The organism is Rhizobium sp. 01N424 (assembly GCF_056399485.1).
The window spans coordinates 1-15,316 of record NZ_JBFTRK010000021.1 but is presented as its reverse complement, the minus strand read 5'-3'; the positions used below and the strand labels follow the sequence as shown (position 1 = coordinate 15,316).

The 15,316-nt window shown below is 62.2% G+C and carries 23 protein-coding genes and 1 pseudogene; 12 read left to right on the top strand and 12 right to left on the bottom strand.

Annotated features, from left to right (window positions below; genetic code table 11):
- The first annotated feature begins 21 nt into the window (after window positions 1-21).
- Window positions 22-417 (top strand): DUF1236 domain-containing protein, encoded by a 396-nt coding sequence (locus tag AC1DNK_RS28805; protein ID WP_310294067.1) that lies wholly within the window; start codon window positions 22-24, stop codon window positions 415-417.
- Window positions 418-489: 72 nt separating this feature from the next.
- On the opposite strand, the gene AC1DNK_RS28800 is transcribed toward AC1DNK_RS28805, so the two are convergent.
- From AC1DNK_RS28800 to AC1DNK_RS28785, 4 genes are all read right to left on the bottom strand, one after another.
- Complete coding sequence (locus AC1DNK_RS28800) at window positions 490-1,533, bottom strand: Gfo/Idh/MocA family protein (protein WP_477944571.1); 1,044 nt, start codon at window positions 1,531-1,533, stop codon at window positions 490-492.
- A 9-nt stretch (window positions 1,534-1,542) separates the two neighbouring features.
- Window positions 1,543-2,328: a ThuA domain-containing protein gene (locus AC1DNK_RS28795; RefSeq protein WP_477944569.1), complete on the bottom strand. Its 786-nt coding sequence runs from the start codon at window positions 2,326-2,328 to the stop codon at window positions 1,543-1,545.
- A gap of 198 nt (window positions 2,329-2,526) precedes the next feature.
- Window positions 2,527-2,868, bottom strand: coding sequence for an SMR family transporter (locus AC1DNK_RS28790; RefSeq protein WP_477944567.1), 342 nt, complete (start codon window positions 2,866-2,868; stop codon window positions 2,527-2,529).
- An 18-nt stretch (window positions 2,869-2,886) separates the two neighbouring features.
- A complete protein-coding gene (locus tag AC1DNK_RS28785; protein WP_112390112.1) occupies window positions 2,887-3,450 on the bottom strand; it encodes a TetR/AcrR family transcriptional regulator in 564 nt (187 codons plus the stop codon).
- Between the two features lie 159 nt (window positions 3,451-3,609).
- Between AC1DNK_RS28785 and AC1DNK_RS28780 the strand changes: the two genes are divergently transcribed.
- The 3 genes from AC1DNK_RS28780 to AC1DNK_RS28770 are packed head-to-tail and all read left to right on the top strand — an operon-like array spanning window position 3,610 to window position 4,902.
- The gene (locus AC1DNK_RS28780) at window positions 3,610-3,999 is read left to right on the top strand and encodes a group II truncated hemoglobin (RefSeq protein ID WP_477944565.1); all 390 of its coding nucleotides are present in this window, start codon (window positions 3,610-3,612) and stop codon (window positions 3,997-3,999) included.
- A 7-nt stretch (window positions 4,000-4,006) separates the two neighbouring features.
- Window positions 4,007-4,381 (top strand): DUF423 domain-containing protein, encoded by a 375-nt coding sequence (locus tag AC1DNK_RS28775; protein WP_477944563.1) that lies wholly within the window; start codon window positions 4,007-4,009, stop codon window positions 4,379-4,381.
- Window positions 4,378-4,902: a GNAT family N-acetyltransferase gene (locus AC1DNK_RS28770; protein WP_477944561.1), complete on the top strand. Its 525-nt coding sequence runs from the start codon at window positions 4,378-4,380 to the stop codon at window positions 4,900-4,902. Before AC1DNK_RS28775 ends, AC1DNK_RS28770 begins: the two co-directional genes overlap by 4 nt.
- Before the next feature lie 70 nt (window positions 4,903-4,972).
- Here AC1DNK_RS28770 and AC1DNK_RS28765 read toward each other — a convergent pair whose 3' ends face one another.
- The 8 genes from AC1DNK_RS28765 to AC1DNK_RS28730 all read right to left on the bottom strand — a co-directional run bounded on the left by AC1DNK_RS28765 (window position 4,973) and on the right by AC1DNK_RS28730 (window position 9,672).
- Window positions 4,973-5,350 carry a pentapeptide repeat-containing protein gene (locus AC1DNK_RS28765; protein WP_477944559.1) on the bottom strand — a complete coding sequence of 126 codons (378 nt, stop codon included), beginning with the start codon at window positions 5,348-5,350 and terminating at the stop codon, window positions 4,973-4,975.
- A gap of 197 nt (window positions 5,351-5,547) precedes the next feature.
- On the bottom strand, window positions 5,548-6,321 hold the full coding sequence (locus AC1DNK_RS28760; protein WP_310294051.1) for a sugar phosphate isomerase/epimerase family protein: 774 nt from the start codon (window positions 6,319-6,321) through the stop codon (window positions 5,548-5,550).
- A gap of 82 nt (window positions 6,322-6,403) precedes the next feature.
- Window positions 6,404-6,763 (bottom strand): bleomycin resistance protein, encoded by a 360-nt coding sequence (locus AC1DNK_RS28755; protein ID WP_477944556.1) that lies wholly within the window; start codon window positions 6,761-6,763, stop codon window positions 6,404-6,406.
- 3 nt (window positions 6,764-6,766) lie between these two features.
- Window positions 6,767-7,081 carry a heme-degrading protein HmuQ gene (gene hmuQ, locus AC1DNK_RS28750; RefSeq protein ID WP_112390106.1) on the bottom strand — a complete coding sequence of 105 codons (315 nt, stop codon included), beginning with the start codon at window positions 7,079-7,081 and terminating at the stop codon, window positions 6,767-6,769.
- Window positions 7,082-7,091: 10 nt separating this feature from the next.
- The gene (locus AC1DNK_RS28745) at window positions 7,092-7,352 is read right to left on the bottom strand and encodes a hypothetical protein (RefSeq protein ID WP_112390105.1); all 261 of its coding nucleotides are present in this window, start codon (window positions 7,350-7,352) and stop codon (window positions 7,092-7,094) included.
- Window positions 7,349-7,759: a DUF2325 domain-containing protein gene (locus tag AC1DNK_RS28740; protein ID WP_112538962.1), complete on the bottom strand. Its 411-nt coding sequence runs from the start codon at window positions 7,757-7,759 to the stop codon at window positions 7,349-7,351. Before AC1DNK_RS28740 ends, AC1DNK_RS28745 begins: the two co-directional genes overlap by 4 nt.
- 112 nt (window positions 7,760-7,871) lie before the next feature.
- Entirely contained in the window at window positions 7,872-9,158 is a 1,287-nt protein-coding gene (locus AC1DNK_RS28735) for an energy transducer TonB family protein (RefSeq protein WP_477944554.1), read from the bottom strand.
- A 61-nt stretch (window positions 9,159-9,219) separates the two neighbouring features.
- Window positions 9,220-9,672: a hypothetical protein gene (locus AC1DNK_RS28730; protein WP_477944552.1), complete on the bottom strand. Its 453-nt coding sequence runs from the start codon at window positions 9,670-9,672 to the stop codon at window positions 9,220-9,222.
- Window positions 9,673-9,816: 144 nt separating this feature from the next.
- Here AC1DNK_RS28730 and hemP point away from each other — a divergent pair, with 144 nt between their 5' ends.
- The 8 genes and pseudogenes from hemP to AC1DNK_RS28690 form a co-directional block, all read left to right on the top strand.
- Window positions 9,817-9,996, top strand: a complete 180-nt coding sequence (hemP, locus tag AC1DNK_RS28725; RefSeq protein ID WP_112390101.1) for a hemin uptake protein HemP — start codon at window positions 9,817-9,819, stop codon at window positions 9,994-9,996.
- A gap of 9 nt (window positions 9,997-10,005) precedes the next feature.
- Window positions 10,006-11,055, top strand: coding sequence for a hemin-degrading factor (locus AC1DNK_RS28720; protein ID WP_477944550.1), 1,050 nt, complete (start codon window positions 10,006-10,008; stop codon window positions 11,053-11,055).
- Between the two features lie 10 nt (window positions 11,056-11,065).
- The gene (locus tag AC1DNK_RS28715) at window positions 11,066-11,998 is read left to right on the top strand and encodes a heme/hemin ABC transporter substrate-binding protein (RefSeq protein WP_477944548.1); all 933 of its coding nucleotides are present in this window, start codon (window positions 11,066-11,068) and stop codon (window positions 11,996-11,998) included.
- Between the two features lies 1 nt (window position 11,999).
- The gene (locus AC1DNK_RS28710) at window positions 12,000-13,115 is read left to right on the top strand and encodes an iron ABC transporter permease (protein WP_112390098.1); all 1,116 of its coding nucleotides are present in this window, start codon (window positions 12,000-12,002) and stop codon (window positions 13,113-13,115) included.
- 10 nt (window positions 13,116-13,125) lie between these two features.
- A complete protein-coding gene (locus tag AC1DNK_RS28705) occupies window positions 13,126-13,911 on the top strand; it encodes a heme ABC transporter ATP-binding protein (protein ID WP_477944546.1) in 786 nt (261 codons plus the stop codon).
- Window positions 13,912-14,059: 148 nt separating this feature from the next.
- Window positions 14,060-14,410 carry an ElaB/YgaM/YqjD family protein gene (locus AC1DNK_RS28700; protein WP_112390096.1) on the top strand — a complete coding sequence of 117 codons (351 nt, stop codon included), beginning with the start codon at window positions 14,060-14,062 and terminating at the stop codon, window positions 14,408-14,410.
- An 8-nt stretch (window positions 14,411-14,418) separates the two neighbouring features.
- A complete protein-coding gene (locus tag AC1DNK_RS28695) occupies window positions 14,419-14,820 on the top strand; it encodes a hypothetical protein (protein WP_112390095.1) in 402 nt (133 codons plus the stop codon).
- A gap of 389 nt (window positions 14,821-15,209) precedes the next feature.
- Window positions 15,210-15,316: pseudogene (locus AC1DNK_RS28690) on the top strand (IS110 family transposase); the annotation flags it as partial.

Sequence of the window (15,316 nt, the reverse complement as noted above, 5' to 3'; positions counted from 1 at the left end):
ACCGAGCTAAGGAGAAATACAATGTACAAGGTTCTACTTGTCTCCAGCGCACTGGCGCTGTCGTCCCTGGCCACGAATGCGCTGGCTGACGGTGCGGTCACCGGCGCTGCCGGTGGTGCCGTGACAGGTGCGATTGTCGGCGGCCCGATCGGCGCTGCCGTGGGTGGTGTCGCAGGCGCCGTCGCCGGTGCCGTGATCGATCCGCCGCCGCGCGAAGTCGTGACCTATGTCGAGGCCCAGCCCGCTCCGCCGCAGGCCGTCATCGTTCAGCAGCCGATCGTCGTCGGCAAGCCGCTGCCGGCCGAAGTACAAGTCGTTCCGGTGCCGGAGAACCCGAAATACGCCTATACGGTAGTCAACAACCAGCGTGTGATCGTCGAGCCCGAGACGCACCGCGTCGTGCAGGTGATCCAGTAACGCGAAGGCCTAAGCTGGAAACAGAAAAGCCGCCCTCAACCCGGGCGGCTTTTTTTGCTTGTGGCGCGGAAATCAGACCTTCAATTCCCGCCGCTCGCGCTCGGTGACGACCGAGAGGTCGATGACCTTCTGCAGGTTGGCGGCATGGCGGAAGTTGGGATCCGGCTGGACGCCGGTCATCACCGCTTCGGCGAAACGCTGATAGTTTGTCGGAACCGCGGGAACCTCGATATCCTTCCAGGTCGCCGTCTCGACATCGTCTCCGAAGCAGCCGCGCAGCGACGAGCCGTTCGGATTGTGATTGACCTCGAGGCTGCCACGCTCGCCGTAGATACGCAGTTTCAGCTCATTCAGATGCCCGGTCGCCCAGCGGCTGGCATGCACGACCCCGAGCGCGCCATTGGCGAAATCGACCGACATGGTAAAACTGTCATTGGCATCGAGCATATATTCGCCGATCTGGCCGCCCGGCGCCTTGTTGAAGGTCTTCAGGCGGGCAAAGACATGGTCGATATCGGTCGCCGCACCATAGGCCGCGAAGTCGAGAATGTGGATGCCGACATCGCCGAGCACGCCGTTCGAGCCGTGGCCGGTCGAAAGGCGCCAGAGCCAGGTCGATTCCGTGCGCCAGTCGCCCCAGGCGCGCGACACCAGCCAGCTCTGCAGATAGGACGCCTCGACATGCTTGATAGTGCCGAGCTCGCCAGCCAGCACCATTTCGCGGGAGCGCTGCAGCGGCGCGACATTGCGGTAGGTGAGGTTCACCATGTTGATGACGCCGGCGGCTTCCGCAGCCTCCGTCATCTCCAGCGCCTTCGGATAATTCTCCGCCAGCGGCTTTTCGCAGAAGACGTGCTTTCCGGCGGCGATCAGCGCCATGGTCGTCGGGTGGTGGATTCTGTCGGGCGTCACATTGGTCGCCGCATCGAATTCGCCCCAGGCGATCGCTTCGTCGAGGGTCAGGAAACGCTTTTCGATGTTGAACTTGTCGGCGAATGCCGCAAGGCGGACGGTGTCGGTATCGACAGCGCCGACCACCGTCACGCCGTCAATGCGGGTGAAGTGGTCGAGCTGGTTTTTCGCCATCACGCCCGTTCCGAGAACGAGTAGTCGCATGGATGTTCCTCAGCGGTAACCGGCTTCGCCGGCCTGGTGCAGTCTCGGGCCGCGTTCTTCGATCGGCTCCAGGGCCTTCTCAACCGGCACATTTGGGGCATCGTGGATGGCAGTCAACGCGCCAGCCGGGTTATGCGCCCATTTTACGCCGTTGATCAGCACCTTCTTGACGTTGGCGTCGTGATAGGTCGGATAGGTCTCGTGGCCCGGGCGGAAATAGAAGATATTGCCGGCGCCGCGGCGCCAGGTCATGCCGGAGCGGAACACTTCACCGCCCTGGAACCAGGAGATGAACACCGTTTCCAGCGGCTCCGGAACGGAAAACTGCTCGCCATACATTTCCTCGTTCTCGAGGACGAAATTCTCATCCAGACCGGCGGCAATCGGATGGCGCGGGTTGATCACCCACAGCCGCTCGCGCTCACCCGCCTCGCGCCATTTCAGCGCGCAAGGCGTGCCCATCAGCCGCTTGAAGATCTTCGAGAAATGGCCGGAATGCAGAACGAGAAGACCCATGCCCTCCCAGACGCGCTTGGCAACGCGCTCGACCACCTCGTCGGACACCGCGCCGTGATCCTTGTGGCCCCACCAGAGCAGCACGTCGGTCTCGTCGAGGCGCGACTGCGGCAATCCATGCTCGGCTTCCTGTAGCGTCGCCGTCGTCGCGTTGATCGCCGGGTCGCTGTTCAGCGCCTTGGCAATCGTCGTGTGCATCCCTTCCGGGTAGATACCCCTGACAATCTCGTTGGTATTCTCGTGAATATTCTCTCCCCAGACGACGGTACGAATGGCCATTGCCGGTGCTCCTCTAGGCTTCGGGGGTTGTCAAAACGGGCGGGTCGAGAAGAATTCAAAGCGCTTTGGGAAATTGAACAAACCTGCGCCTCGCCTCCTCCAAGTCACAAGAAGACATAGACCTTTGGCCGCGATTTGACAAAGGGGAAAATTAGCCGCCGGGGCATGCCGCGGAACGGCAGCTCAAGCCCATGAAAATCAATGGGAAACCGATTTGGAAAACAGATTGACGACGAGAACGCCCGATATGATGAGACCAAGCCCGATCATCGCCGGCAGGTCGAGACGCTGCTTGAAATAGACTAGTCCGACCGCCGAAATCAGCACGATTCCCAAAGCGCTCCAAATGGCATAGGCGATGCCGACGGGGATCGATTTCAGCGTCAGCGACAGCAGATAGAAGGCCGTCGCATAGCAGACGACAAGCACCGCGCTCGGCAGCAGCTTGGTGAACTGCTGCGACATCTGCAGCGCCGTCGTGCCGATCACTTCGAGCACGATCGCAAGGAAAAGCAGCGCATAGACGGCAGCCGGGCTCATGATCTTCTACCCCTGGAATTATCGCTTGGTCAGTTCGGTCAGGCGCGCGATCAGCGCCCGGCGCTCGGCAAGCCCGAGATCGTGGCTCTCGGTCGTATCGGAGAGCCAGAGGCCATCGGCCGCAAAGCGAACGATCTGCGCATCGACGGAAGAATCCGTGCCGACATATTCGTCGGCGCGCGCCTGCACCCATTCGCGCCAGCGCTGGCGAAGCCGAGGCTCGGCGAGCATCGCAATCGTCACCTGCGCCCAGTGCCGTGATTCGTCGCGATCGCTCTGGATATCGGCGACGGCCAGCAGATAGGCGCGGGTGAAGCGGCCGTGCGAGACCGCATCGCGGCGCATCAGCTCCTCGATATCGGCGTCGAAGCGTTCCAGCAGACTTTCGAACAGTGCATCGAGCAGCGCATTCTTCGTCGGGAAATGATGCAGCAACCCACCCTTGCTGACGCCCGAGGCGCCCGACACCGCATCCAGCGTCACCGACGCCATGCCGCTCTCCGTCGCCAGACGTGCGGCGACATCCAGCAGCTGCCTGCGGACGAGTTCGGGTTGTTTCTTGCGGTGATGTGCGAGTGCCATGCATTCTAAAAATACCGTCTGGACGGTTTTGTCAATTAAAATCGATGTGGAGCGTTGGTATCGCAGGCGTTTGGACGAAATGCCGCGCCTTGGTCTTCCCGTGTTGCGCGCCGATGCGTGCCGGTGCATGAAGACTGCGGGGTATCGAGGGATGGTTCAGTGACGGAAGAGGCGATCACGCTTTATCAGGCGATCGGTGGCGACGAGACGGTCAAGGCTTTGGCGCATCGCTTTTACCAGCTGATGGATACGCTGCCGGAGGCCAGGCACGTGCGTGGCGTTCACCCTCCGAGCCTGACGGGCAGCGAGGAGAAGTTCTACGAATATCTGACCGGCTATCTCGGCGGCCCGCCGCTTTACACCGACAAGCGCGGCCATCCCCGCCTGCGCAGCCGCCATTTCGTCGCCGAAATCGGCCCCGCCGAGCGTGACGAGTGGCTGCTCTGCTTCCGCTGGGCGATGGACGAGACCATCGCCAATCCCAAACTTCGCGACCTCATCTGGCCGCCGATCGAGCGGCTGGCCTTCCACATGCAGAACAAGGAATAGCGCCGACATGATCAGCAACAACAGCATCGCGACGTTCTTTTTCCTCTTCGCCGGCCTCTTCGGCGTCGCAGGCGTCGGCTTGGCCGCAGTCGCGGCCCATGGCGGCGGCGATGCCAGCCTCGCGGCCTCGGCGTCTGCCATGTGCCTGGCGCATGCACCCGCCCTTCTCGGCCTCGCACTCGCAGGCGAGAAGCTCAAAACCGCCTGGCTGGCCGGTTTGCTGATGATCATCGGCACCGCCCTCTTCGCCGGCGATCTCGTCTCCTTGCGTTTCGCCGGCCACGGCCTGCTTCCTTACGCTGCCCCAACCGGCGGCTGGGCGATGATGCTCGGCTGGCTGGCCATTTCCGTCGGCGGCTTCCTGCGCCGGCCGGTCCGGTGAACGGCGTCACCATCCGCAACGCCCGCGCCGGCGAGCTCGAAGCGCTGCGCGCCATCGAAATGGACGCGGTGGCCGCGCTTATCGACGCCGGTGTCCCCTTTTCCGGCGAGCCGCACCCGTTATCCTCGGAACAGCTTGCCGCCTATCTCGCGGATGGTCTGTTGATCGTGGCCGCCGGCGCGGAGGACACGCCGGTGGGTTTCGTTGCGGCGGAGGAGATCGGCCGCATGCTTTACATCGCCGAGGTCGACGTGCTCCGCCGCTTGCAAGGCAGGGGCATCGGACGGTTGCTGATACAGGCTGCGATCGATGCAGCGCGAAGCCGCGGCCTATCCGCCGTGGCGCTGACGACAGACCGGTTCGTGGTGTTCAATTATCCGTTCTACCGATCGCTGGGCTTCGTGGAGCCTGAGGCCGGACATATGCCTGCGGGTCTGCGGGCGATCCTCGACGCTGAGGTCGCGAACGGCATGGATCCTGAGAGGCGTGCGGGTATGGTGCTGCGGCTTCCGGGTATTTGATTTTAACTCGGCGCCCCTCATCCCCGGCGCAACGAGTTACACGCATCTCAGACCTGACAACGGACCTTCGTCATTTCGCCTTTTCATAGGCGTCGAAGAGATCGGTTACCAGAATCCCGTTGATCCGCATCCCGGTCAAATCGGCGTCTCTGATGTCAGAATTGGCCAATGTGGCACCGCTTATGGTCAATCGCGACAGGTTTGCATTGGTGACAGCCGCTCCAGACAGATTGACGTTATTAAAGCGCGCGGCTTGAAGGTTGACGTCGTCGAAATCAGCTTCGCCTAAATTGGTGTCGATGAATTTTGCTTTCGTCAGGACAGCATAAAATCGTGCGTCAGCGAGATAAACGCCATCGAAATTGGCGCCCGACATATCTGCCCGCTCGTAGCGCACCCCCTGCATTTGAGGGCCGTCAAAGGGATTGTTTCCTTGCTGATCAGTCATTGCCGTCTCCTCCAGCCGATCCTGATGACCATTCAGAGAGTGCATAGTTTTGGTGGAGCTTCAACACTCTCGATAAAAGCAAAACTTGTTGTTCTACTTTTTTTACAACGCCGCATAGCTCGCTGTTTCGCAGTACAGGCGTATCCGAAATCGACGAAAAACCGCCAACGCAACTTCTCGATAATCGCGCGAACCCCTCACCCCGAATGCGCCATGAACCGGCTGAGATAGGCAAAACTCGTCTGCGCGAATTCGAACGGTTTGCGCGGACTGTCGTGCTCGACCACCAGTGTCCGCGCGCCCTTCGCCAGCGCCAGCCGCCAGAGCGAAGGCCACATCAGCGTGCCGGCGCCGACATCGGCCCAGCCGTCCTCATCGGCGTTTGCCCCTTCGGGCGCCCGGTCCTTCACATGCGCCGAGACCAGCACCTTGGCATAGCGCTGCAGCCATTCTGCCGGATCGACGCCGGCGCGGGACATCCAGGCGATATCGGCCTGCCAGACGAGCGGGCTGCCGCGCGCCGCTTCGAACATCACCTCAAAGCCGTAGCGGGCGGTCGACAGCAGCGCAAAGCCCGCCGTCATGTTGTGATAGCCGATGGAAATGCCGTGCGGCCTGTATTGCTCCGCCAACCGCCCGAGTTCGGCGCCGAGCCGCTGCCAGCCGCCAGTGGTCTCCGGCGGCAGGAAACTTGAGGATTGCGGCACGAAGAGCTGGGTGATGCCGCAGGCCTGACAGGCCCCGGTGACCTGGCCGGGCTCGTCGCGCAGGAATTCGAAGCCGATATGGGCTGTCGGCGCCGTCAGCGCGTGCCGGGCAAGCGCCTCACCGAGATCATCGGCTTCGCGCAGATGATGACCGAGCGGCTCGACCGACTGGAAACCCGCTCTGGCGGCTGCCGAAAGCTGGGCATCGAGCGATCCGAGTTCACGCAGCGAGAAAAGTTGCAGGGAGAGGGTCGGCTTGGTCATTGTGACAGGATAGCACGGCAAGTGGGCTCGGCCATAGCGAACCCTTGCCCGGACAAACATGCCGCAGGGCCGGTTTTACGCCTCAGCGCCCCGGGATACGGGCGAACCGCAGCAGGTTGCCATGCGGATCATGGACGAAGAATTCCTCCATGTTCCACGGCCGGACATCGAGAGCCGTCAGCGTTGGTACGGCTTTTTCGGAATATTCCCGGTGCAGCGCGCCGATCCGGCCGCCTCGGAGATAGACGGCGCTGCTTTCGCAAAATGCACGATTGCCGGTCAGCCGGAAATGCAGCTCCATCTCCTGCCGGCGAACGATCAGATAGTCTGCCGTCTCATAGGTCGCGGCAAAGCCCAGCTGGTCGCGGTAGAAGGCCAACGTTTCCGCAATATCAAGCGACGGCAGGATCGGCAGAACTTCGATGCGCTGCGGATCGTCCATGTCTCAGATACCCTCGACGACGGTAAAACCTTCGAAAACTGGCGGCCCCTTGTACATCGCCTTGCGGTCACCGGCATTGCGATGCGCAGCGCGAAAACTCTCGGACTTCGTCCAGTTCAGAAAGTCCTCTTCGCTCGCCCAAAGCGTATGCGAGGAAAACAGCGTATAGCCCTCTTCCACATTCGCCTTGCCGCGCAGCAGGCGGAACTCGACGAAACCGGGAACCGTGGACAGACTGGAATCGCGGTTGCGCCAGACATCCTCGAATTCGCTTTCCGATCCCTCGGTTACCTTGAAGCGGTTCATTGCGATATACATTGCGCCGTCCTCAGCCCTTGGCACGCTTGCCGCTTGGGAAAGCGACGACATTATTGCCGTTGGCGGCTTCGCGGCCAAGCGGCTTTTCCGGCTCCACGCCCGGCATCCGCGTTTCCCAGTAGGGAAATTCGGTGACATTGGGATAGTCGGCCTGGCGTTCTGCGTTCTTCATCAGGAGCTCGTAGAGTTCGGGCACAAGGCCGTCGCCGTTCTGTGCGGCCAGCTTGTGCAGGCCGATCATCATGAAGCCCTCAGGGCGCTGGTCTTTCATCGGGCGGTGTCTCGTTCGTTCATGGTGTTCAAGGCCCGCTCGAGGCTGGACTTGCTGCCGCTGCGCAGCGGGATGAAGGCCTTGCCGAATTTCTTGCAGCCGGTCTTCACGCGCACGCAAGCATCGTGGCTGATACAGTCGATCGGGCAGAACACGCAGTCGACCGAAGGCAGAACGGTGTCGATGCGGGAAACTGCCTCGCGAAGCCCGCCGTCGTGGTGGATCAGCTCGGCGCCGAAGCTGCTGGCGATTTCGCGAAGATGTGCCACCTGGCAATCCCGGCCGCCGACATAGAGAAAACTGCGGCCATCCAATTTGGATCGTCCGGACGGCTGCTGCGTCTGCGCTGCCGCATCCGCGCTGACGCGGATGTCCCGGTTAGATCCCTTCTTCGCCTTCCGAGCCATTTACCACCCGTTCGCTCGTTGATCGTCACACGATTCCAGTGTGCAAGCGGGACCTTATTAAACTTGATTTTTAGAGTAAAGTATAAAGTTGACTCTTTTGATCATATTTATTTCAGCGACCAGTGACCTGGACTTCCTGGGTGAATGTCCAGCTCGGCTTGCCCCATTCGGACGGCAGCGGCGGGAAGGGCGAAGCGCGCTGAACACCGGAGACAACCGCCTGATCGAGCTCGGGAATTCCTGAACTGCGGGCAACCGACAGGCCGCTCAGCGAGCCGTCGCCGCCGATCGTCAGGCGAACCCTGACACTCATCGACGCCCTCATCCGCTTGTATTCGGACGGCACCTTCACGGCGCGGCGAATGCGCGATTGCACCTTGCCCGGATAGTTGGCGACAGCAGCACTGCCTGCCCCGCCCGAGCTACCTGCAGAGCGTGAGTTCCGGTCGGCATTGGCGACTTCCTCGCCGTCGCTGGCCCCGCGGCGCGAATCCTGCTTGTTCTCGCCTTGCGATCCCACAGCCTTCTTCACCACCTTCTTCGGCGGCTCTTTCTTCTCGACCTTGGGCTTCTCGACCGGCTGCACCGCCTTCGGCTTGGCGATCGGCGTCGGCGTTTCCTCGGGCTGAACAGGATCGGGGAGCGCCTCGGCCGTCTCGACGGGCTCCACCGGCTTCACCTCTTCCGGGATCTCGGTCGCCATCGGCTGGACGACTGATGTCTCGGCCGGAACATTGGAGGTCAGAACCTCGGGCTCGGCAGCAGTCACCGTTTCAGGCGAAACGCGTGTGACTTCCTCAGTTGGCTGAACGGGCTGCGCTTCAACCGTCTGCGCCATCTCGGGCTGCACTTCGGTCGGCTGAACCTCCGTCGGCTGCACGGTTTCCGGCTGGACGCTTTCAGCGACCACCTCCTCCGGCTGCGGCTCGACCTGCAGATCGGGATCGCCAGCCGAGGCCTGGTCGGCTTCGGAATCACCAAGAATGATGACGCTGACCGCCTCGCCGGCTTCCTCTTCCGGCTCATGCGGCGCGACGACGAAGCCGATGGCCAGCGCGGTGAAGAGAATGGCATGGAAGGCAAAGGACGTCAGGCAGGCGACGACGACGTTGCGCTTGGCAGGTTTGACGCCAGCCTCCTGCTTTTCGATCGCTGAAGCGTCCATCGCCGGAGCGTCGGCGGCACCGGCCTTCGGTCCCTGCGCATGTTCCGGGAAGGAGCCGATATGGGCAAAGCGAGTATAGTGAACGACGGTTTCGGCGGCCGGCTGGCGCGGCGCGTTGCGCAGTTCCGGCATCTCGTGTCCGGGATGCAGCCCCGGCAGATTGTCGTTCGATGTGCCGGCATCCTGCTCGGCAAGGAACGCGTGCCGCGATGTGGATTTCGCTGAAACTACCATCTGCCTTGCCTCGGCCAGTTTGAAACTGAAGCCTGCCGGAAATCATCTCCGGCGGTCTGTCTTACCCTTCGAAGGGCACAGAAATCTGCGAGCGGGTGACGAGACCCTTCATGCATGCACCGGCAGCCGGGCCATCACAAACCGGCGTGTCGTTGATGATGATGCGGGTCACCGCCTCGCATTTCATGTTGGGCATGTCGAACTGGCGCACGCGCTTCTTGCCCTCGGGCAGATCGCGAAAATCGAGAACGGTGATCTTATCGACCGCGTTCTTGTCGTTGAAGAAGGCCAGCTCGAAGGAGATCTTGTTGACCGGCGCAGCCAGCTTGTTCAGCGCCACGAAGGTCATCATGCAGCCCTTCTGCGATGGCGCCAGCGCGTTCAGTTCGACTTCGAGAGCGTTGGCCGGAGTGGCTGGAGCAGCAGCAGCGGCATCCTGTGCATAGGCAGGAAGAACGCTTCCAACGACCATCAATCCGCCCGCCACAAACGATGCAAAACTGCGTGCCGCCATCACCACTTCTCCATGCGATTTCGAAAACTTGAGTTGATAACTCTTCTATTGCGTCTTTAAAAAATGGTGACTATGAAAGTCAAGATAAATGTATCTAGGCCGCCGGAAAACAAGCCGCGGCAAAAGCGGAAATTGCCAACCGAAATGATGGTTGAAAAGCCTGACACCTTTAAGCATGCGCCGTTCGTCAAGGACGCGGCGGAAGTGCGCACGATCGAAAGCGGAGACATCTTCCGCGGCGCGAACGAGATCATGATCCGGCATGACGGCGTGGTCTATCGCATGAAAATTACCCGCCAGGGCAAGCTCATTCTCAATAAGTAAGGGTAGACCATGACCGAGAACACCAGACCGGCACCGGCCGAAATTCGCGCGTTCCGCGCCGAGAATCCGAAGATGCGCGAGCGCGATATCGCCGCTCAGCTGAAGATTTCGGAAGCAGCCCTCGTTGCCGCCGAAGTCGGCATTTCCGCCACCCGCATCGATGCCAGCGCCGCCAAGCTTCTGGAGCGCGTGGCGACACTCGGCGAGGTCATGGCCCTGTCGCGCAACGAAAGCGCCGTGCACGAGAAGATCGGCGTTTACGAGAACATCAGCGTCGGCCAGCACAATGCCATCGTTCTCGGCGAAAACATCGACCTGCGCGTCTTCCCGAGCCGCTGGGCCCACGCCTTCGCCGTCACCAAGAAGGATGGCGACACCGAGCGCCTCAGCCTCCAGTATTTCGACAAGACTGGCAATGCCGTCCACAAGATCCACCTGCGCCCGGCCTCCAATGTCGAAGCCTATCACGCCATCGTCGCCGAGCTGACGCTCGAGGACCAGTCGCAGGAATTCGTCGAGCAGGAAGCAAGCTTCAGCACCGATGAAACCGGCGAAGTCAACCAGAACGAACTGCGCGACAGCTGGAGCAAGCTGACCGACACGCACGAGTTCTTCGGCATGCTGAAGCGCCTGAAGATCGGCCGCCAGGCCGCCGTGCGCACCGTCGGCGACGACTATGCCTGGAAGCTCGACAACACTGCCACGGCAGACATGATGCATGCCTCCGTCAAATCAGGCCTGCCGATCATGTGCTTCGTCGCGAATAACGGCATCGTCCAGATCCATTCCGGCCCGATCCACAACGTGCAGCCGATGGGTCCGTGGATCAACGTTCTCGACGAAACCTTCCACCTGCATCTGCGTCAGGACCACATCGCCGAGACCTGGGCCGTGCGCAAGCCGACCAAGGATGGCCATGTCACGTCGCTCGAGGCCTATGACGCCAATGGCGAGATGATCATACAGTTCTTCGGCAAGCGGAAGGAAGGCACGGATGAGCGCGGCGACTGGCGCGAGATCATGGAAAACCTGCCGCGCGCGGCAAGCGTCGCCGCATAAGGAGCCGATCATGAGAATGCCTTCAAGCCTGCGCCGCATCCGCCTCTGGGAACTGGCGCTGACGGCTGCTGTCATGGCCCTGCCGCTCATCCCCTCGCCGGTCGCCACGCCCAGCTATTCTTTCGTCCGCGCCGCTCATGCCGCTGAACCGAAGAAGCTCGACACCTCGCGCGTCGTCTCGGTCGGCGGCGACGTCACCGAGATCATCTATGCGCTCGGCGAGGAAGGCCGCATCATCGCCCGCGATTCCACCAGCATGTATCCGGAAGCGGCAATGAAGCTGCCGGATGTCGGCTACATGCGGGCGCTGTCGCCTGAAGGCATTCTCGCCGTTAATCCCTCGGCGATCATCGCCGTCGAGGGCGCCGGCCCGCCGGAAGCGCTGACGGTTCTGAAGAATGCCAGCGTTCCCTTCGAGACGGTGCCGAACACCTACGACCGCGAAGGCATCCTGAAGAAGATCGATCGCGTCGGCGCGCTGCTCGGCGTCGAGGACAAGGCCAAGGCGCTCGAAGCCAAGGTCGGCGCCGATCTCGATGCCGCGATCACCGATGCCGAAAAGCGTCCGGAGGGCGAGCGCAAGCGCGTGCTTTTCATCCTCAGCATGCAGGGCGGCAAGATCATGGCTTCGGGCACCGGCACGGCTGCCGATGGCATCATCAAGCTCGCCGGTGCCGTCAATGCTGTCGGCACCTTCCCGGGCTACAAGCCGCTGACCGACGAGTCGATCATCGAGGCCAAGCCCGACGTCATCCTGATGATGGACCGCGAAGGCGGCCATGCGGCCGCCAACGACGATCTGTTCAAGCAGCCGGCGATCGCGCTGACACCAGCGGCAGAGAAGAAGGCCGTCATCCGTATGGACGGCCTGCATCTGCTCGGCTTCGGTCCGCGCACGGCAAGTGCCGTCCGCGAACTCAACACGGCGATCTACGGCGGCTGATATGGCAGTGCAGGATGTGATGACGGACGGCAAGCGTTCCATGTTTTCGATCGCCGCATTGCGCGAAAGCCACCGTGTCGGCGATCGTACCCGGATCGCTGCCCTCGTCATCGCCCTGCTCGTCATCGGTTCCGTCTTTTCGCTGCTATTCTCGGTCACCACAGGCGCGTCGGATGCTTCGATGTTCGACGTGCTGGCCAATCTCGGCGGCCAGGCCGATGCGCTGACCACCCGCGACCGGATCATCATCTTCGATATCCGCATGCCGCGTGCCATCCTCGGCTTCCTGGTCGGCGGCTCGCTCGCCGTGTCAGGCGCGGTCATGCAGGGCCTGTTCCGCAATCCGCTGGCCGATCCCGGCCTGGTCGGCGTCTCCTCGGGCGCGGGCTTTGGGGCCGTGATCATGATCGTGCTCGGCGGCTCGATTGCCATGCCGGTGTTCAATCTGCTCGGCATCTATGCCCTGCCGCTCGCAGCCTTCGGGGGCGGTCTCGTCACCACGCTGCTGCTCTACAGAGTCGCCACTAGTAACGGCCAGACCTCCATCGGCACCATGCTGCTCGCCGGTATCGCGCTCGGCGCTCTCACCGGCGCCCTGACCGGCCTTCTGACATACATGGCCAACGACCAGCAACTCCGCGACCTGACATTCTGGGGTATGGGCTCGTTGGCGGGCGCCACCTGGATGAAGATCGCCGCAGCCGCGCCGATCATCCTCGCCTCCTACATCGTTCTGCCTTTCATGGCCCGCGGCCTGAACGCCATCACGCTTGGCGAGGCAGCCGCCTTCCACATGGGCGTGCCGGTTCAGCGTCTGAAAAATATCGCTATCGTCACCGTGGCCGCAGCAACAGGCGCCTCGGTCGCCGTCAGCGGCGGCATCGGCTTCGTCGGCATCGTCGTGCCGCATGTACTGCGCATGGTGATCGGACCCGATCACCGCTATCTGCTGCCGGCCTCCGCCCTGCTCGGCGGTTCGCTGCTGATCTTTGCCGACGTGCTCGCCCGCACCATCGTCGCCCCGGCCGAACTGCCGATCGGCATCATTACGGCTGCCGTCGGCGGCCCGTTCTTCCTCTGGATACTGCTGCGCCAGCGCTCGCGGCTTGCCCTCTGAGAGCATTTCCATGATCGAGCTTTCCAACGTCTCCGTCGATCTGTCGGGCAAGACCATCGTCCACGGCGTCAGCTTCACCGCCCGCGCCGGCGAGCTGACGGCGATCGCCGGTCCCAACGGCTCCGGCAAGACGACGACGATGAAGGCGGTCTCCGGCGAATTGCCCGCCGAGGGATCGGTGAAGATCAACGGCGCCGAAGTCCGCGATATGGCACCCTGGAAGCTCGCGGCCATCCGCGGCGTGCTTCCACAGGCAAGCGCCATCTCCTTTCCCTTCACCGTCCGCGAAATCGTCCGCATGGGCCTGACGACAGGCATCAACCTTCACCCGGAACGCGCTGAGGAAACCGCCGCCCGCGCGCTCGGTGCCGTCGATCTCCACGGTTTCGAGGGCCGCTACTATCAGGAACTGTCGGGCGGCGAGCAGCAGCGCGTGCAGCTCGCCCGCGTTCTCTGCCAGATCGCCGACCCGGTGGCTCACGGCAAGCCCTGCTGGCTGCTGCTCGACGAACCCGTCTCAAGCCTCGACATCAGCCACCAGCTGACGATCATGCGGCTTGCCCGCCAGTTCTGCGAGGCAGGCGGCGGTGTCATCGCCGTCATGCACGACCTCAACCTGACGGCGCTTTTTGCCGATCAGATCGTCCTGATGAAATCCGGGCGGCTGGCAGCCGCAGGCAGCGTGCGCGAGGTCCTGACCGATCAGAACATGCAATCGGTCTTCGGCTGCCCGCTGCGCATCAATCAGGTGCCATCAGACGGCACGCCCTTCGTGCTTGCCCACAGCGCGCTCTGAGGCTTTTCCGGGAACCTTTCCCAGTCTTTCGCGTTCTCCGTGTCGATGATTTGGGTCATTGCCGGGCGCTTCTTCAAGACAGCAACGGTGACGGCCTGTGATTTCAAACAGGCGGCGCATGTGCACGCCCAAAAACATGGAGAAAATCATGGCTTCATCCATCCTCCAATCCGTTCGCGGCAGCCGCAAGGGCAATGGCACGCTTCACAGCATCGAAAGCACGATCGAAGATCAGATCGAGCATCTCCGCGACGAGATCGACGCCCTGACCAAGCTGGCCGCCAAGAGCTCGCGCCGCCAGTCCGACAAGCTGCGCTATCAGGCCTCTGCAGGTTATGACGAGATCGTCGGCCGTGGTGAAGACCTGCTGCGCGATCTGCAGGACGGCTACCTGCGCGGCGCATCCGAAGTGCGCGACACGGTGCGCAAGCATCCGGTTGCGACGATTGGGGCCGCGGCCGCATTCGGCCTCGTCCTTGCCCTCCTCGCCCGCCGCTAGGAGGCTCGATGCTCTTTCCTCTACTCAGTATGCTGGTAGGAAACGGCGTTCACCGTACCGTTGCGCGGACCAAGCGCAACGGTATTTTCATTGCCATCGCCGCGCTTTTCCTGCTGACGGCCTATGCGCTTGCGGTCACCGCGGGAGCGATCTGGCTTGCGGGAATCTATGGCCCGGTCGGGGCAGCCCTGTTCCTGGCCGCATGCGCCGTGTTCATCGCCGTAGTGGCGCTGATCGCCATGGTGATCATGAATGCGCAGGAAAAGCGCCAGGCCAGGGATCGCCGCCTGGCGCTCGAATCCGCAGCCGCCGCCGGTATCGGCCTGATCCGCTCGCAGCCGCTTCTGACGGCCGGGATCTTGATGGCGCTTGTGGCCTCCAATCTGGTTGGGTCCAAGAAGGACGATTAGTTCAGGGCGCGGGGTTGGTTGACGGCCACACCCCTCTCCACCCTCATTCCTGTGCTCGTCACAGGAATCCAGTTGCCGCGCGTCGGCGCGGCAGGAAGAGTCTTTTCAGCCCAAGGACTTGGGCTGGCTGGATCCCTGTGACGAGCACAGGGATGAGGGAGAAATAAAGGCTCCGGCCCCCGCATCCGTCCTTCGGGCACCTTTGTAACTTCCCTTTATCCGCTATCGAGGCTGTAATGCCTATCGCGGTGGCGGATGGAAGACCGATGCACCTTTGGGACACCAAGCCCGTGGGAGAGCCTGGGTCTCCGTCCGCCGTTCCATTGAACCCGAACAGTCGCCAGGGCCGCTTGCGCAGGCAAAGCCCGCTTAGGCAAGGATGGGATCAGATGGAGACGATAGTAGGCATCGATGTTTCGAAAGACCGGCTCGACGTGGCGGTGCTTCCGCAGGGCGAGGCTTTTGCGGTGGACAACGACGATGCCGGCATTGGCGA

What these genes read in the sequence shown, in the direction of transcription:
- AC1DNK_RS28730 (WP_477944552.1), bottom strand. Translation starts at nt 9,672, where the DNA reads ATGGCGGCACGCAGTTTTGCATCGTTTGTGGCGGGCGGATTGATGGTC.
- AC1DNK_RS28710 (WP_112390098.1), top strand. Translation starts at nt 12,000, where the DNA reads ATGGCAGTGCAGGATGTGATGACGGACGGCAAGCGTTCCATGTTTTCG.
- AC1DNK_RS28775 (WP_477944563.1), top strand. Translation starts at nt 4,007, where the DNA reads ATGATCAGCAACAACAGCATCGCGACGTTCTTTTTCCTCTTCGCCGGC.
- AC1DNK_RS28790 (WP_477944567.1), bottom strand. Translation starts at nt 2,868, where the DNA reads ATGAGCCCGGCTGCCGTCTATGCGCTGCTTTTCCTTGCGATCGTGCTC.
- AC1DNK_RS28765 (WP_477944559.1), bottom strand. Translation starts at nt 5,350, where the DNA reads ATGACTGATCAGCAAGGAAACAATCCCTTTGACGGCCCTCAAATGCAG.
- AC1DNK_RS28735 (WP_477944554.1), bottom strand. Translation starts at nt 9,158, where the DNA reads ATGGTAGTTTCAGCGAAATCCACATCGCGGCACGCGTTCCTTGCCGAG.
- hemP (WP_112390101.1), top strand. Translation starts at nt 9,817, where the DNA reads ATGATGGTTGAAAAGCCTGACACCTTTAAGCATGCGCCGTTCGTCAAG.
- AC1DNK_RS28795 (WP_477944569.1), bottom strand. Translation starts at nt 2,328, where the DNA reads ATGGCCATTCGTACCGTCGTCTGGGGAGAGAATATTCACGAGAATACC.
- AC1DNK_RS28705 (WP_477944546.1), top strand. Translation starts at nt 13,126, where the DNA reads ATGATCGAGCTTTCCAACGTCTCCGTCGATCTGTCGGGCAAGACCATC.
- AC1DNK_RS28800 (WP_477944571.1), bottom strand. Translation starts at nt 1,533, where the DNA reads ATGCGACTACTCGTTCTCGGAACGGGCGTGATGGCGAAAAACCAGCTC.
- AC1DNK_RS28755 (WP_477944556.1), bottom strand. Translation starts at nt 6,763, where the DNA reads ATGGACGATCCGCAGCGCATCGAAGTTCTGCCGATCCTGCCGTCGCTT.
- AC1DNK_RS28760 (WP_310294051.1), bottom strand. Translation starts at nt 6,321, where the DNA reads ATGACCAAGCCGACCCTCTCCCTGCAACTTTTCTCGCTGCGTGAACTC.
- AC1DNK_RS28745 (WP_112390105.1), bottom strand. Translation starts at nt 7,352, where the DNA reads ATGAAAGACCAGCGCCCTGAGGGCTTCATGATGATCGGCCTGCACAAG.
- AC1DNK_RS28785 (WP_112390112.1), bottom strand. Translation starts at nt 3,450, where the DNA reads ATGGCACTCGCACATCACCGCAAGAAACAACCCGAACTCGTCCGCAGG.
- AC1DNK_RS28805 (WP_310294067.1), top strand. Translation starts at nt 22, where the DNA reads ATGTACAAGGTTCTACTTGTCTCCAGCGCACTGGCGCTGTCGTCCCTG.
- AC1DNK_RS28720 (WP_477944550.1), top strand. Translation starts at nt 10,006, where the DNA reads ATGACCGAGAACACCAGACCGGCACCGGCCGAAATTCGCGCGTTCCGC.
- AC1DNK_RS28700 (WP_112390096.1), top strand. Translation starts at nt 14,060, where the DNA reads ATGGCTTCATCCATCCTCCAATCCGTTCGCGGCAGCCGCAAGGGCAAT.
- AC1DNK_RS28695 (WP_112390095.1), top strand. Translation starts at nt 14,419, where the DNA reads ATGCTCTTTCCTCTACTCAGTATGCTGGTAGGAAACGGCGTTCACCGT.
- AC1DNK_RS28715 (WP_477944548.1), top strand. Translation starts at nt 11,066, where the DNA reads ATGAGAATGCCTTCAAGCCTGCGCCGCATCCGCCTCTGGGAACTGGCG.
- hmuQ (WP_112390106.1), bottom strand. Translation starts at nt 7,081, where the DNA reads ATGTATATCGCAATGAACCGCTTCAAGGTAACCGAGGGATCGGAAAGC.
- AC1DNK_RS28740 (WP_112538962.1), bottom strand. Translation starts at nt 7,759, where the DNA reads ATGGCTCGGAAGGCGAAGAAGGGATCTAACCGGGACATCCGCGTCAGC.